This is a genomic window from Acinetobacter sp. SM1B (assembly GCF_003289665.1).
GTDB classification, from domain to species: domain Bacteria; phylum Pseudomonadota; class Gammaproteobacteria; order Pseudomonadales; family Moraxellaceae; genus Acinetobacter; species Acinetobacter schindleri.
In genome coordinates this window covers 215158-230701 of record NZ_QMBM01000001.1, presented here as the reverse complement: position 1 = coordinate 230701, position 15544 = coordinate 215158, and the positions used below count along the sequence as shown (strand labels likewise).

Genomic DNA, 15544 nt, shown 5'->3' with positions numbered 1-15544 from the left:
TGGCTCAATTAGGGGCGCTTTGCATTTCAAATCTTTGTGCAACAAAGCCATCAGGAACAATCAAATTCCATTGCGACATCTGATTTTGAAACTCTTCACGTATCCATCCAAACCAGTTTTGTGTTTCGACATAAGACATTTCATCAGGACATTCTGCGACTAGCTTTACAGTTCGCTTATCGAGTTGAAACTCACGTAAAGATAAATGCTTATCATGATGATGCTTACTTACTGAAGGCATATTACTGACATGTTTTGCCATAACAGGACAAAAACGATTGTCGTCTAAATCAAATAAATCTCCCAAACGGAGCAAACAGCCAATAAACTTTGGATGACAATTTTCTGTTCCCAAACCTGTCTGCTTGTAGGGAAGCGTTTCCATTAAATTACTAAAGTTCATACCATGAGAAACACAAATTTGTCCTAAATAACGATAAATACGATTTGGCAATAATTCTGTTCTAGGTGAGGTGATTCCTAAGTCTTTAAATGGGTCTTCAACTAACTTTCCAACTCTTTTATCGTGCCCTCGTCTAAACCACTCAGCAATTAATTGACGATATTTTTCAACTCCATCAAAAGGATGATCTAAAGTTCCAATCGCTGACAACCAACCATTCTCTACATATGCTTGGCAAAATTTTTGTAAGTCATGCCCTTTTTCGTTGGCAATCGTTTGAATCATGAAATTAAAGTCAGGATTGGTATGCACTTCTTTTGCATTCTTAGCATCAACCAACATGCCTACATCATGCCAATAAGCTGCTTCAAGGATTAACCACGTATCTGTAGCACTCAATAAATCTACATCATCACCTAAAATACGCTCAATATTTACAAGAATTTGTTGTGAGTGCGAAGCATTGTGATTACTAAAGTGAGGGTAAAAGCCCCCAATATTTTCTAAAGCTTTTCCAACCAACTTTTGGTCAAATTCCCATTGTGCATATAGAATGGCAACATTAGCGTCAGCCTCACATTTATTTTTTAGATGTTGAATTAATCTAGTGCTCATAGGTTTTAAATTTTTAGTAATTTAAGTTCTATATTAATCAATAATTAAACAATTTAATAAGGAGTTTTAAATAGACTTCCGTCATAAATCAAAAAACGTACAATTTATTTGATCTTAAATTAATCAGCAAAATTATTTAATTCAAGGGATAATTCTTGGATGAAATTCAAAGATATTCAAAAATTATCAGACGTTAAATTTCGTAGGCTTACCGGTGTTAGTTGGGCTACATTTAACCTCATGTTGGCCGAGCTAAATAAGCATTTACCTTGTCATATTGGTAAAGGACGACCGCATAAATTACCGTTGGAAGATCGTTTGCTCTTATGTATAGAATATTGGAGAGAATATCGAACATTTTTTCATCTTGGTATGAGTTACGGTGTATCTGAAACGAGTGCAATTCGTATCACACGTGTTATTGAAGATACCTTAATCCGTTCTGGAAAATTTAACTTGCCAAAACAACTTCCTAATCGAGATGAAGTGGATTGGGAAGTTGTTGTGATTGATGCAACTGAAATATTAGTTCAACGTCCAAAAAAAACAGAAGAAATGGTATAGCGGTAAAAAAAAGCGACATACCTTTAAATTTCAGCTATCTATGCACTATACAACAGGTGAAATACTGAGTGTATGTGGAAGTCATGGAAGCATGCATGATTTTAAAATATTTAAAAAAAGCATGAGGAAATTAAAATTTAAGCCCTTTTTTATCGTTGATAAGGGGTATTTAGGGATAAAGAAATTGGGTTTTGGATGCCTCATGCCATCTAAAGCAAAGAAAACTGAACAACTAGATTCTGAATTAAAAAAGTTAAATAAAGAGATTGGTCGTAGACGAATTCAAGTAGAGCATGTATTTGGAAGGATGAAATGTTTTAAGATTTTATCTTGTGTATATAGAAATCGTCGTAAACGATTAAACCTGCGGTTTAATTTACTTGCTGGCATATACAATTTAGATTGGGTGAAAGATAAACAATTAAATTGGTTGAAAAATGATTTATGAAGGAAGTCTAATAAATAGATCTTTTTATCAGATTAAAAAAAACTCAATTTTTTTCAAATGTTATCCCTTTGTAATTTCAGTTGAATAATCAACCAATAAAATCCTATTTATGAATCACTTAAATTTTATAAGCGTATGATCAAGCCTCTTTTTTCCTACTTCCTTAAGGGATTGATATGAACACGCTTAAAACAATGATCGCAACTGCAATCGTAGCAACTTCTGCATCTGCAATGGCAGCTGAAGCTCCAGCAACGGCTAAAACAACAGTACAAACTGTTGCTCAACAAGTAGCTGTACCTGCGCAAGTAAAAGTTGAAGCAGCTAAAGCAAATGCACAAGCGAAAGTTGAAGCGGCACAAGCAACTGCAACGAATGCAAAACAAGCAGCAGAAACAAAAGTTGAATCAGTAAAAACTGAAAATGCGGTAAAAGCAGATACAGCAAAAGCAGCAGCTGAAGAAAAAGTTGCAGCAGTAAAAACAGAAGCTGTCGTAAAAACTACAGAAGCAAAAGAAACTGCAATGGCTAACGCAGCAGAAGTAAAAACTGAAGCAGCTCAACAAGTAGAAGCTGCAAAAGCTGCACCTACTGAAGCAGCAGTAAAAGCTGAGAAAAAAGGCTGGTTCTCTTGGTTTAAAAAAGCAGCTTAATCCTGCGATTTAAACTAAAAAGGGATGTCATCTGACATTCCTTTTTATTATCTTCTATTTTTAAATACGGCCTGCGACTAAGTAATCAGCCTGTATTTTCAAATATCAAAAAATTAAGCTGAGACCTTCTGCGCCAGCATCGTGGCAAAATGTTGTTTGATGCGGTTACCCTGCTCATCCCTGCGATATAGCTCACCAATATTCTCATTGTATTTAATCAGCTTCCAGTCTTTATAAAAGGCTCTTAATTCATCTTGCTTAAAGGCAAAAGGAAAATCTGGCTGGGCTGGAATGTCATCAGTATCCATGGCACAGACAATCAGGTTATAGCCATTGATTTTGGTCGCCTGTTGCATTTGAGTCATCAGTGCTGGAACGGTCTTGGCTTGCAGGAACATCATCACTACAGTGCAGCAGACAAAATCATAACTACCAGAAATGCTTGGATCTGCATTCAAATCTCGTTGTGCAATACGAATCTGCCGAATATCTTCAGCATCAACAATTTGCTGAAATTTTTCCAGACTCTGGGAGTTCACATCCCAGGCATCAACCTCATAGCCCATCTGGTTTAAATACAACGAATTCCGTCCTTCTCCGCAGCCGACATCTAAGGCACGACCACCCGTTAAATAAGGCGTAGCAGCCACAATTTCAGAATGTGTTGGAGAAATCGCATATTTTTTATGAAAATAATCTTGTGGGGCGCAATAGAATTTTAACTGGCATTCCACATCTGCACTGCCAGAGACAATCTGATGCCAGCGCTGCGGTTCAATGAATGGCGGTTGCTGCTCAGGTGTAAAAACATGAGTAGATTGCACTTCTCCGCCTTCATCAACCAACGCAAAAATCAGCTCACCTTTTAAGACTGTCAGTTTGGCCCAAGTACCCGCCTTGGTATTATGCGGACGCTGAAAGCCCTGAGGAATCTGCTCCTGTATCCAGACGGGCATTTCCTTATAACAGACTAAGTCCTGAGTCATGCAGCATTGCTCCTGTTCTCGCACCATTTTATTCAACTGATAATTTCCTGTTTATCTATAGCATGCTTCTGTTTTTGGCACCATGCTCAGGATGATTTATAGCTAAATGACTCTTTCAGGCTACAAAGCTTCTTCGACAATTTTCTGATTTTTGGTCTTAATTTGCTGCATCTGTTTATTCAGGTTTTCAATATCTTTATACAATGCGATAAAGGGCTGCACCGCTTTTTCATCATGGAACATAAACATGCGGTTGCGTTTTTCCCATTTATATTTCTTGAGCAAGGCAAATAGCTGATCCGCCTTGGCCAGACTCTGCTTTTCAATTGCAAAGATGGCATAGGCATCACTTTCCTGCTGGGTTGCTTTCAGGTTCTGTGCCAACTGCTGACGATAACGCTGCTTGATATCGAGTCGCTTGACCTGTTCAATCTGGCTTTCTTCACGGCGCTGGATGGTCTGCTCATAGTTCTGCACAATCTGATGCACCTGCTTGAGCATGGTCTCAGTTTCTTGATAACCTTGAGCCTGATCTTTCTCTAGACGATCAATATCCAGAAAATGCTCCCAGTTCGCTGCTTTCAGATCTCGCAAATACTGATTACGTTCTTCAGCGCGGTCTCGCATCTGTCCCAATACATATTCCGCCATGACCGCGTAATCACCATCCAGACGGTCTTCTTCAATGTCTAACTGAATCGGCTGGCTCCAGTCCTGTGCCTGTTCAAAGATTTCAGCTGTCTTTTCATTCAGAACAGTTTCATATTCGATCAGCTCGGCTTCTTCCTGCTGTTGCGCAGTGTATTGATAAAATAGCCATGCAAAGACAACAAGTGTCGCACCAGCCAGGATCATAAAGACACGCGGCATGCACATGCTCCCCTGCTGCAAGTTATGTATAGGTTTACTTTTAACCAATATGCTGATTTTTTAGACATAAATCAATTGTTCTATACAAAAACCCTATGCAGGAACATAGTTCATGCTACGAGGAAATTTCACTGAAATTCCTTTTTTAAGCCAGCTCTGAATCGTTTAATCCTGCCTAGCAACCGTTGGCAGCACACCATTCATTAATCAGCGTTCGGTCAACATTATTCGGATTAAACTGTTCCCGAGCCGCCTGAACTGAAGTGGCATCGCGGTTAATACCAAATGGCACCAGCATCAGATAAATACCGTCACGTGGATCAGGAGAACGCAAACCATCGGCAATGGCCTGCACATACTGTTGCAGCCCTGGTGGCAGGTTATCCAGTCGTGCCGGATTGGTGGTAGGCAGAATCTCGATATCACCCGCGAAGTCAGCATTAACCGTATAGTCTTGCAGTTCGCGTTCAATCTTCATCATTCGCATCTTTAAGGCCTGTTTCTGGCTGGATTGTTCTTGCAGGGGAAGCATGAACTCGGTTTCTTCACGCAGTTCACGATCGGCCATCACAGTCAGTGTCGGCAAGGTGACGGAATCGGGTGCAGCATGTGCATTAACCAGACGCAGTGCAGTAAACAGACTCAGTAGCATCAGAAAAGTTGTGTCGAGGGGACGCATAAGGAAAACCTCCGCATCGTCATTTCAGTGGGAGAAACCTTATTCTTGCTTGAACTTATGTAAAGGTGCTGAGTATTACTGTGAGCGTCGATAGACGGTTAATACTGCATGATTACTGGTGTTCGATGTAAACGGTTTTTTATGCAGATTGCTTTTGAATAAAAGATAAATCTCTCGCAAATTCCAGATATAAAAAATCCCCGACTAACGAGGATTCAAAGACTTAAGATTAGATTGCTTACTTCGAGCTTAAGGGAGAGCAGGGGAAAGCTTGTTAAAATGATCCTGCATACCGAGTTTGATCGTGCTCGGATTAATTTGTAGTTGAAAACGATATTCGGCAGATTGGCTATTGCTACGATCAATCCCCAGCGGCTGTAGCATGATATTTAAACCCTGAGTTGGATCACTGGATTGCAGGCCTTGGGCAATACTCATGACATATTGCTGCAGCATTGGAGAAACCGAACTAAAGTCAGGCTGGCTCTGCGGCTGAAAATCCAGATTTTCGATCACCTGTGCATTCAGTACAAAATTCTGGGCTTCCTTGGAACTGCGCATCACCTGATGCTGTAAGGCACGCTGAGTCTTTTCTTCCTGGACAAAAGGAACATAACCAGTTTCATTGCTCAGTTCAGGTTCCGCCATTACGGTCAAGGTCGGCAGCGTTACCGCTACTTTATCATCGTCGGCTAGTGCTCCCATGCTGAATGTGCCCAGCATGATTCCAAATGCAGACATTGTCATGATATTCATTGTCTTGCCTTCCCCTTATTTTCTATCACCCAAGTTGTATAACTGCAGAGGTCATAAACTATTTTTAATATTCTTATCTATTAGATTACCTGGATTATTTGGACAACTCATGCCTGCTCGGATGAATGGCATCTTAGGAAAATGATCTCGAAACCTAAAAGCATATGACGCTCACAGTTTCAAAGCCGGATAATAAGCAAAGATCATTTTCTGTTGAATGACAAAATGACAGACGAAAAAAAACCTCAAACATGGTTTGAGGTTTTTTGAATATGGTGGCGAGACCCAGGATCGAACTGGGGACACACGGATTTTCAATCCGTTGCTCTACCTACTGAGCTATCACGCCGATGCGGTGTATTAAGCCGTATCTGCACACATTAGTCAATCGAAATTAGAAAAAAAATGATTGAATGTGTAAAATTTAACCCAAAAAAAATCCCTGATGGGATCAGGGATTGAAAACTTTAAATCGTTTTGAATATGGTGGCGAGACCCAGGATCGAACTGGGGACACACGGATTTTCAATCCGTTGCTCTACCTACTGAGCTATCACGCCGATGACGCGTATTAAACCGTTTCAGCCCAATGCCGTCAAGCATGAAAAGTATAATTTTTATCAATCGTCTACTTTTGCAGCAGATTTAATTATCACTTGCTTAATTTTTAATTAAAACGGTCTAAATTATTCATTTTCAGTCAAAAATTTGCATAAAAAAGCAGCCCTAAGGCTGCCTTTATACAGGAAAAGTTTAAATTTTTTCAATATGCGCCAGACAGCGATGAATCGCGCCACAGCCAGGTTCAAACACCTTTACACCTTTTTCTTCTTCCATTCGGCAGGCTTCACTGACCAGCCTTTCTGCAACTCCACGTCCACGATTGGCCGGATGTACAACGACATACTCCAGCAGGCGGGTTGCGCCTTGACCCGTGCACCAGATCGCACCAATAATACGGGTATTAAATTCTGCAGTATAAAGTACGGTATACTGTTGCAAGTTTTGCTCTAGTTGTTCCATGGCATCGGCCCCATCACTAAACTCCGGGCTGGTGTCATACAGTCGCTCAAGCTGGCTGCGCACTTCATCATTTTCCAAAGAAGTATAGGCATTTACGGTTATAGGCATTGATAAACCCTCCTGAGTAATCTAATATGCGGTGACGTCGTCACGGCGAAAATATTTTCTACATCAATCATTTTGACGTATTTGAGGAACGTGTCTATGACAGATCGTATCAGTGAAGTGGTAAGAAATACCAACGAAACCAAAATTCGAGTTCGCTTGAATCTCGATGGGTCTGGTCAAGGCACTTTAAATACTGGTATTCCATTTTTAGATCATATGATTGATCAAATCAAGCGACATGGTCTGTTTGATATTGATATTCATTGTGACGGCGACCTGGAAATTGACGATCACCATACTGTAGAAGACTGTGGTATTACGCTGGGTCAAGCCTTTGCACAAGCATTGGGTGACAAGAAAGGTTTACGCCGTTATGGTCACTTCTATGCCCCGCTGGATGAGTCTTTGAGCCGTGTCGTGGTTGATCTGTCTGGTCGTCCGGGTCTGTTTATGGATATTCCATTTACCCGTGCCATGATTGGCCGTTTTGATGTAGACCTGTTCTCTGAATTCTTCCAGGGCTTTGTAAATCACTCGCTGATGACTTTACATATTGACAACCTAAAAGGTAAAAACAGTCACCATCAGATTGAAAGCGTATTTAAGGCGTTTGCCCGTGCATTGCGTATGGCATGTGAAGTTGATCCACGTGCTGCCAATACTGTTGCTTCAACCAAAGGTACCCTGTAATGACCCGTATTGCCCTTCTTGACTATGGCATGGGAAATCTTCACTCCGCTGCCAAAGCATTAGAACATGTCGGTGCTACAGTAGATGTGACCAATGATCCGAAGCTGATTGCTCAGGCAGACAAGATTGTTTTCCCGGGTGTAGGCGCAATGCGTGACTGTATGCACGGTATGCATGAAGCGGGTATTGATGATGTGGTACGTCATGCGGTGTTCAATAAGCCGGTACTGGCAATTTGTGTCGGTATGCAGGCGCTGATGCAACGTTCTGAAGAAAATGGCGGTGCAGATGCACTGGGTATTTTTGAAGGCGAAGTGAAACGCTTCCCGGATGTGGAAGGTTTAAAAGTACCGCATATGGGCTGGAATCAGGTGCATCAGGCTGATCCAGGTCATCCAATGTGGAAAGATATTGAACAGGATGCACGTTTTTATTTCGTACACAGCTTCTATGTAGAGCCAAAAGATCCAAGCATCGTGGCTGCGACATGCAACTATGGACTGGAATTCTGTACGGCACTGCATAAAGAAAATCTGTTTGCGACCCAGTTCCACCCGGAAAAAAGCCATACCGCAGGTTTACAACTGCTGAAAAACTTCGTGGAATGGAATATCTAATCCTATCCATGTTTAAAAAAAACCCGCTTGAAGCGGGTTTTTTATTGCCCAATATTTAATCTTTTATTTTTTAATAAATTACTATATCATTCATTTACTTATAAAAATCTTAATGATAAAAACAAGGAAATAACAATGAGTAATTTAAATGATTCTGCTTTAAATGCAGGGGGACGTTTTGGGCGTCGTTCATATCTGGCCTGGAATATGCTGATGGGCTTTTGTTTGATGCTTGTCGGTATTTTAGCTGCTGTCATTCTACCAGGCGCAAATCCATTTCTGAGTCCAGATGGCTCCTTGCCTATGCTATCCCTGGTAGTCATGGGATTAATTTATATTGCAGTAATTTATTTCAGTATCATCTTTTTAATTCGTCGCCTGCATGACCGAAACCATAGCGGCTGGCTGTCTTTGCTGATGCTGGTACCTATCGCCAATATTTTATTTGTCTTGTATGCCCTGTTTGCTCCGGGTAACCGCAATCACAACCAGTTTGGACACCCCCGTACCACACGTGGCTGGGAAAATGTACTGGCGATTCTTTATATTCTTCTGATTGTTTTGGGGATTGCAGCAGCGATAGCTGTTCCGTCTTATCAGGACTATGTCAATCGTGCAAAACAGACAACTTTGCAACAGCAATAAGTTTAATCCAGTCAACTCAATTCAGAAGCCAGATCTAAAAATGGGTCTGGCTTTTCATTTTGATTTAAAAATAATTTTCTTAAAAGCGCTTTAGACTGAATTGAAAAAGTCTTAAGCTGCATCTTCATACACGGACCCACACAGACTCGTCATGGATGCCCTTCATTCTCCAATTTTACCCACCAAAGAAGAGATCGCCACACTTCCACGATTTCAAAATATCTCCTTTGAAAAAATTATTGTGATTCAGAATCTTCAACAGGCAGAAGTAATACGTGAAGAACTTGAACAAGTACAAGTCTTTGGCTTTGATTCAGAATCCAAGCCCATATTTAAAGCCGGTGAACAGTCTACAGGACCGCATTTGATTCAATTAGCTACCCGAGAAAGGGCGTATTTATTTCAAATGAATACGGAACTATGGCATTTTTTACAGCCGATATTTGCCAATCCCCATCAGATGAAAGCTGGCTTTGGCTTAAAAAATGACAAACATCTGTTCCGTAAAAAAGGTATTGAATTAAATGGGGTACTAGAACTATCCAAATGCTTTGGCAGTTTTGGGTTCAAACAGGCTGTTGGGGTCAGAAATGCGATGGCACTCCTGTTCCAGGTCAATTTCCCAAAGTCCAAAAAGATCAGTACCTCTAACTGGGCAGCACGGAAACTCAGTCAGGCTCAAATTGAATACGCAGCCGCGGATGCTTATGCCTGTATTTTGATTCTAGAAGAACTTTGGCAACGGAAACTCCTAAGCCGAGAATTGAAACTTTCCTAAAGAAAACCATCATTGCTTCTGGATGTTCCTTAACACTGTTACTTGAGAAATTAAGCGCCGACCGATTGTAAGGTAATGTAAACTATATAACGCACCAAAATTCAGCAAAAGAATAATCACTTTTTCTAAAAATCTGAGTAAATTACTCAACTTTTTTACTATTCTTTCAATTGAACATTAAGCCAAATGATAGAAATGCACAAAAATAACACTACCCTTCCTTTACAAGCACCAAAATAACCAATATAAACCATTGTTTTTAATTACATTTTTCACAAATATAAAATTATTATCAATCCCTTGATAAACATGAATTTTCCATAACATTGTTCTGACTTATGGTCAAAATTATGGTTCTAGGCTCTATAAATTTGGCAGATTTTTGCTAAAACATGATGTGCATAACAATTCTTCATCGTTAAGTGGTTCAAATTTTTAGAGGGTAAAAATCATGGCAAGTTTGTTGGGCGGCGGTAAGTTTAATGGGGTATTCACACTAGCAGTGCAAGGTATTAGCAAAGCCGTAGGCTTCCTGACTAAGGCTGTTATTACCTTAGTTGATGAAGTGGTTGAAACAGTCAGTACCCTGACGGCACCTTTGACGGACGCACTGACACAATTACCTGTAGTTGGCGATACGCTAAAAACTGTCCTGGATACCAGTACAGGACTGTTAGCAGATGTGAGTCAAGGCGTGCATGCCTTATCAGACCAGCTATTACAGGGAGATTTAGCTGGTGGTATAGACACACTGCTAAATGGAACTACAGACCTGGTCGGTCAAACTTTAGATGGCGTCTCTGATATCTTGGATAGCGTTTTAGATACTACGGCGCCGCTGACTGCCCCACTGCTTTCTTTGCCAGTCATCGGTGATGTGGTTGTATCAGTCGGGCAGACTACTTCTAACCTGAGTGGACTGATTTCAGAAACGGGTGATTATGTTGCTGGCATCCAACCACTAGATCTGGTGAATGATGTATTCAGTAATCCGGTAGCGAGTGTGGGCGGTGTCCTGCAAGATGTCTCAGGCACTGTCGATGCACTGCTGGATGACCTTGCCCCGATTACTGATACGGCAGCAGATCTGCCAGTTATCGGCAGTATCGTCACAACTGTAGGCGCCACAGCAGGTGCAGTCAATGACGGTCTTTATGACCTGGGTACTCAGCTTGGTAAAGTAGGTCCACTGGATCTGGAACTTCAACTCGCATATGTTTAATTGAATTTCATCCATGCTGAATGATCAGCCTGATCAGATATAAAAATAACAATGAGCTGTACTCACTCACTCCAACCTGTCCATGACAGGTTTTTTTCATATGCGAGATTCAGTATTTAGATTTAGAAATCCGCCGTTTATTTGTTAAGATGGCAGCCATTCAAATTCAATCGACGATTAGGCCAGGAGCGAAAGCATGCTGATCATCCCTGCAATTGACCTGAAAGATGGCAAATGTGTCCGTTTAAAACAAGGTCGTATGGAAGACGATACTGTATTTTCTGATGATCCAGTGGCTACTGCGCAGCATTGGGTAAATGTAGGTGCGCGTCGTCTCCATCTGGTTGATCTGAACGGTGCTTTTGCAGGTACCCCGATTCATAAGCCAGTCGTAGAAGCGATTGCTAAAGCACAACCAAACTTACCGATTCAAATCGGTGGTGGTATCCGTTCACTGGAAACCATTGAGCATTACCTAGATGCAGGCGTATCTTATGTGATCATTGGTACAAAAGCAGTGAAAGAGCCTGAGTTTGTTGAAGAAGCATGTAAACGGTTCGCTGGTCATATCATTGTTGGGATTGATGCCATGAATGGCATGGTCGCAACGGATGGTTGGGCCAATGTGACTGACGTGAAAGCGACTGATCTGGCTAAACGTTTCGCCGATGCAGGCGTGTCCAGTATTGTCTATACCGACATCGCACGTGACGGCATGATGCAGGGTGTAAACATTGAGCAAACTGTGAACCTGGCAACTTACTCAGGTCTTCCAGTGATTGCGTCTGGTGGTGTCACTAATATCGATGATGTTCACGGCTTAAAAGGCCAACCAGGCATTCTTGGCGCAATTACTGGTCGTGCGATCTATGAAGGCACTTTAAATCTTCGTGAAGCACAAGCAGTTTTAGACGCTTAATCTGAAAGATTGATGTTGCTGTAAAAGAGGTCTTCGGGCCTCTTTTTGTTTTTACCTGAATACTGATCTCCCATGTCTACCTTATCCTCTGAATCCTCAATACGGAAAGCGAAGCTCCCTCAGCTTTCTCTGATTTTAATTACCATCATTTGGGGTACAACCTTTGTGGTGGTGAAATACGGACTGACCTTTGCCAGTCCCGTGCTGTTTGTGGCCTTGCGCTTTATGGCTGCTGCTATTGCCGTGACACTCATTTCCTGGAAATATCTCAAAGGCATGACCGCTTTCGAAGTTTTTGCTGGTGCGGTCATCGGATTGCTCATTGCACTGGGCTATGGCACGCAAACAGTTGGACTACAAACGATTAGCAGTAGTGAATCGGCTTTTTTAACCGCACTATATGTGCCTCTTGTGCCTATTTTGCTATGGTTGCTGTTTCGTAAAAAACCACATGTCATGACATGGATTGGGGCAGCCCTCGCCTTTTTAGGTCTGGTCTTCTTAACAGGAAATGGCTTTGGTGCGATTCAACTGAGTTTTGGACAGCTACTGACGATTTTGGGTTCGATTGCAATTGCACTTGAAATCATCTTTATCAGTTACTTTGCACCGAAGGTAAATACGCGCCACGTGACCGTGTTACAGCTGATTTTCGCATCACTGTTCTGCTTTATTATGGCAGCAATACTCGGCGAACCTCAGCTACCGGAGTTCCATCCTCACCTTGCCATCATTTTAGTTGGCCTCGGTATAGCCAGCGCAGTGATTCAACTGGTCATGAACTGGGCACAAGAAATGGTTGATCCTTCTCAGGCTGCCATTATCTATGCAGGTGAGCCGATCTGGGCCAGTCTGTTTGGCCGACTCGCTGGAGAACGTTTACCTGCTCTGGCTTTATTGGGCGGATTAATGGTGGTACTGGGTGTAATTGCCAGTGAATGGAAACCGAAGTTTTTAAGAACAGAAAAAAGGGAAGAGTTGAAGGAAAATCTTTCTTAATTTTTCCCTCCCCTAACCCTTTATGAATCTCCCTAAATCCCCCTTTAAAAAGGGGGATTTTTTATATCTATATTGAATTTTAAAAAGATACCATTTTGCCCGGATTGACCAAAGCATCTAAACCATAAGCCATTTTCGCCATTGGAATCACCACTGGTGCAAGTGCTCGACCAAATAGAATATCTTGATGCTGGATACTGGTTAATATATTAAAGTCATCGGCTTTGCCACAGAAGTCATCTGCAATCGCTTTGCCAATACGCACAGTTCGCGCCACGCCATGACCACTCCAACCTTGTACTGCATAGATTGGAAATTTATCACCAAACTTGCGGCTGTCGGCTGCGCCATTCATGGTCAGATCAGTTGTACCACTCCAGACAAAATTAAGTTCGACCTGTTTTAACTACGGGAAGACATGCTGAATAGTGCCTACCTGATTCGGATATTCTGCTGCCAAAAATCATAGAGCTATAAAAAAAGAGCAGCGATATGCTGCTCTTTCCATCTCAATATTTGATTTATCGATACATCGGCAGATTATCATTCAAACGCATAATCCCGCGAATTGCACGATACACAATCCAGATCCAGGCCAAGCCAATCACAATCAGGCAGAAAGTGGTTGCACCGAATGCTACACCTGCGAACAGATCCGGATCTTCACCGGTAAAGAACAGGAACAAAAATGGAATAAAGGCGACAATATTCCAGATCAGATACCACCAGAAGGTGCGGATCTGCCAGGTAAAATGGCTCTCGAAAATTGTGCCGCGAACCGAACTGCGTTTCACATAGTTAATTACCAGCGCAATGACAGCAAGCAGGCCACCGGTAAAGATCGCCACAATATAAAGAATATATAGAATAAGAGTCAGTGTGCGGTTAGGGTCCTTGTCAATCGAATAGTTCATACCCTCTCCTTTTTATCAATTTCCCTTAAATATTTAAGCCGTTTAAAGGGGAAATAAGCCATAGAATCAAAATGATGTTAAAGGCTATGGTACAAAAATAAATCTGACGGAATGGTTGTTTTTGTGTTTTATGTCTCAGTTTTTGTTGGGCCAGCCAAGCTGCCGGCCAACCTCCAAGAAAAGCCACCAGATGTAGCGCATTTTCAGGAATACGGCGATTACCGAGTTGGGCTGCTTCCTTGTCTTGCACATAAAGCCAGTAACTCAGCACATTCATGAGGCTGATCAACAACACTATCATCCCACTTAACAGGCCACTGAAACTGAATACCACAAGCGCCAGAATATATCCCACACAGAGGATTTGCATCGGCTGCAATTTTTCTTTTTTATTTATGCTAGTTTTCTGTTTAGCCGTCAACGCCTTGATTTGGGTAGCTTTGAGATAAGTCACCTGCTGAGCACGATAACGGCCCTGATCATCCAGAATCACGGCATAATCCAAGGCACAACCAACAATCGGGCGCGGACCAGGGCGCGCAAAGTCCTTAATGTGCAGAAACACACGTTCCTTGCCGGCATCATTTGGCTGAATAAAACCATAGCCTTTTTCATCAAACCATTCCACCAAACGCCCTTGATCACGCATATTATTGTTCCTGTTGGTTAAGCGGTGACAAACTTAAGTCGTTCGATCAACATATTACGCATTTCTTCCGGATTCTTTTGCAGGATATCGTTTCCGGTACGGCCTTGAGCCGCATTTTTCTGTGCCACTTGTAAACGCATCATCCAGAAACGACCGGCTGCCATCGCCAGGTAAAGCTGTAGACAGGCTTTTTCATCCTCAGTTAAGGGACGGATACTTTCATAAGCCTTTAAAAAAGCAACTGCACGTTCTTCATTCAAGGTCACCGCGGGATAATCGGTGCAGAAGTCATTCAAAGTAATGGCAATATCAAACAGCAGCTCATCTTTATTCAATTCATAAAAATCCAGAATGCCATTGAGCTGATCTCCCTCAAACAGGGTATTGTCACGGAACAGATCTGAGTGAATAAAGCCACGTGGGCGATCAGTATAAACGGCTGTCAATGCCTCATACAGGCCGAGCAACTTACCCAACAGGACTTTATCAGCAGCATTCAGGGTTGGCTTGATCTCCTGTGCCACAGCGTACCAGTAGGCATGATCACGTACGAATTCGCGTTCCAGTTTAAAATCTTTTAGTGCCACATGCATTTTTGCCTGCGCAATGGCAATGGCTTCGGCCTGAGCCTTGGTCGCTGGCATAGGATGTTCGCCCAGCATCCGTGGCGCGATCTGGGCTGGCTTTCCTTTAATGCTATGAATGGCCTTACCTGAATGCGATAATGGTACAGGCACAGCCACCCCTGCCTGTCCCAAATGCTCAAGTACGGGAACCAGTTCACCAGCAGCCTGTTCATCCATGTCCTCGAACACAGTCAATACATATTGCTGGTCTTCACAGACCAGAAAGTAGTTGGTGTTCTGGATACCTCCTTGAATGGGAATCAGATCAATCGCCTTGAGACCATAAGGCGCTGCAAAATCCTGAACTTCCTTTAAAGTCAAAGTGGTATAAACCGACATAGAAAACCTGCGAAAAAACTTACATATTTTTGCTAGAATAC

At 42.0% G+C, this 15544-nt stretch carries 17 protein-coding genes, 2 tRNA genes and 3 pseudogenes; 10 read left to right on the top strand and 12 right to left on the bottom strand.

All coding sequences use genetic code 11. The features are described from left to right. Window positions 1-52 precede the first annotated feature (52 nt). Window positions 53-1018 (bottom strand): annotated as a pseudogene (locus tag C8322_RS01055) (histidine kinase); the annotation flags it as partial. Between the two features lie 159 nt (window positions 1019-1177). Here C8322_RS01055 and C8322_RS01050 point away from each other — a divergent pair. The 3 genes and pseudogenes from C8322_RS01050 (at window position 1178) to C8322_RS01040 (ending at window position 2683) form a co-directional block, all read left to right on the top strand. Next, window positions 1178-1582: a transposase family protein gene (locus C8322_RS01050; protein ID WP_004783114.1), complete on the top strand. Its 405-nt coding sequence runs from the start codon at window positions 1178-1180 to the stop codon at window positions 1580-1582. 37 nt (window positions 1583-1619) lie between these two features. Further along, window positions 1620-2030 (top strand): annotated as a pseudogene (locus tag C8322_RS01045) (transposase family protein); the annotation flags it as partial. A gap of 176 nt (window positions 2031-2206) precedes the next feature. Beyond that, window positions 2207-2683: a hypothetical protein gene (locus C8322_RS01040; RefSeq protein ID WP_111810290.1), complete on the top strand. Its 477-nt coding sequence runs from the start codon at window positions 2207-2209 to the stop codon at window positions 2681-2683. A 113-nt stretch (window positions 2684-2796) separates the two neighbouring features. On the opposite strand, the gene tehB is transcribed toward C8322_RS01040, so the two are convergent. The 7 genes from tehB to C8322_RS01005 form a co-directional block, all read right to left on the bottom strand. Beyond that, window positions 2797-3669: an SAM-dependent methyltransferase TehB gene (gene tehB / locus C8322_RS01035; RefSeq protein WP_111810289.1), complete on the bottom strand. Its 873-nt coding sequence runs from the start codon at window positions 3667-3669 to the stop codon at window positions 2797-2799. A 120-nt stretch (window positions 3670-3789) separates the two neighbouring features. After that, window positions 3790-4539, bottom strand: coding sequence for a hypothetical protein (locus C8322_RS01030; protein WP_108675748.1), 750 nt, complete (start codon window positions 4537-4539; stop codon window positions 3790-3792). A gap of 175 nt (window positions 4540-4714) precedes the next feature. Continuing rightward, a complete protein-coding gene (locus C8322_RS01025; protein ID WP_048882224.1) occupies window positions 4715-5218 on the bottom strand; it encodes a hypothetical protein in 504 nt (167 codons plus the stop codon). A gap of 249 nt (window positions 5219-5467) precedes the next feature. Then, on the bottom strand, window positions 5468-5974 hold the full coding sequence (locus C8322_RS01020) for a hypothetical protein (RefSeq protein ID WP_111810288.1): 507 nt from the start codon (window positions 5972-5974) through the stop codon (window positions 5468-5470). Window positions 5975-6247: 273 nt separating this feature from the next. Continuing rightward, window positions 6248-6323: transfer RNA gene (locus tag C8322_RS01015), tRNA-Phe, on the bottom strand. Between the two features lie 135 nt (window positions 6324-6458). Then, window positions 6459-6534: transfer RNA gene (locus tag C8322_RS01010), tRNA-Phe, on the bottom strand. Between the two features lie 193 nt (window positions 6535-6727). Then, on the bottom strand, window positions 6728-7105 hold the full coding sequence (locus tag C8322_RS01005; protein WP_111810287.1) for a GNAT family N-acetyltransferase: 378 nt from the start codon (window positions 7103-7105) through the stop codon (window positions 6728-6730). 96 nt (window positions 7106-7201) lie between these two features. On the opposite strand from C8322_RS01005, the gene hisB reads away from it, so the two are divergent. From hisB to C8322_RS00970, 7 genes are all read left to right on the top strand, one after another. Further along, window positions 7202-7795, top strand: a complete 594-nt coding sequence (gene hisB, locus C8322_RS01000) for an imidazoleglycerol-phosphate dehydratase HisB (RefSeq protein WP_004813636.1) — start codon at window positions 7202-7204, stop codon at window positions 7793-7795. After that, window positions 7795-8412 (top strand): imidazole glycerol phosphate synthase subunit HisH, encoded by a 618-nt coding sequence (hisH, locus tag C8322_RS00995; protein ID WP_004813637.1) that lies wholly within the window; start codon window positions 7795-7797, stop codon window positions 8410-8412. Before hisB ends, hisH begins: the two co-directional genes overlap by 1 nt. A gap of 135 nt (window positions 8413-8547) precedes the next feature. After that, on the top strand, window positions 8548-9057 hold the full coding sequence (locus tag C8322_RS00990) for a DUF805 domain-containing protein (RefSeq protein ID WP_111810286.1): 510 nt from the start codon (window positions 8548-8550) through the stop codon (window positions 9055-9057). A 151-nt stretch (window positions 9058-9208) separates the two neighbouring features. After that, window positions 9209-9835, top strand: coding sequence for a 3'-5' exonuclease (locus C8322_RS00985; RefSeq protein ID WP_004813639.1), 627 nt, complete (start codon window positions 9209-9211; stop codon window positions 9833-9835). Between the two features lie 451 nt (window positions 9836-10286). After that, window positions 10287-11057, top strand: coding sequence for a hypothetical protein (locus C8322_RS00980; protein WP_004813640.1), 771 nt, complete (start codon window positions 10287-10289; stop codon window positions 11055-11057). Between the two features lie 196 nt (window positions 11058-11253). Further along, a complete protein-coding gene (gene hisA, locus C8322_RS00975; protein WP_008302496.1) occupies window positions 11254-11976 on the top strand; it encodes a 1-(5-phosphoribosyl)-5-[(5-phosphoribosylamino)methylideneamino]imidazole-4-carboxamide isomerase in 723 nt (240 codons plus the stop codon). Between the two features lie 72 nt (window positions 11977-12048). Continuing rightward, window positions 12049-12975: a DMT family transporter gene (locus C8322_RS00970; protein WP_008302497.1), complete on the top strand. Its 927-nt coding sequence runs from the start codon at window positions 12049-12051 to the stop codon at window positions 12973-12975. Window positions 12976-13054: 79 nt separating this feature from the next. Here the strand turns inward: C8322_RS00970 and C8322_RS00965 are convergent. The 4 genes and pseudogenes from C8322_RS00965 to C8322_RS00950 form a co-directional block, all read right to left on the bottom strand. After that, window positions 13055-13381 (bottom strand): annotated as a pseudogene (locus tag C8322_RS00965) (FAD-dependent oxidoreductase); the annotation flags it as partial. Between the two features lie 115 nt (window positions 13382-13496). Further along, window positions 13497-13889 (bottom strand): DUF4870 family protein, encoded by a 393-nt coding sequence (locus tag C8322_RS00960; RefSeq protein WP_008302500.1) that lies wholly within the window; start codon window positions 13887-13889, stop codon window positions 13497-13499. Window positions 13890-13914: 25 nt separating this feature from the next. Next, window positions 13915-14538, bottom strand: a complete 624-nt coding sequence (locus C8322_RS00955) for a DUF1294 domain-containing protein (protein ID WP_111810285.1) — start codon at window positions 14536-14538, stop codon at window positions 13915-13917. Between the two features lie 17 nt (window positions 14539-14555). Beyond that, entirely contained in the window at window positions 14556-15503 is a 948-nt protein-coding gene (locus tag C8322_RS00950; RefSeq protein WP_103800185.1) for a homoserine kinase, read from the bottom strand. Window positions 15504-15544: the final 41 nt, after the last annotated feature.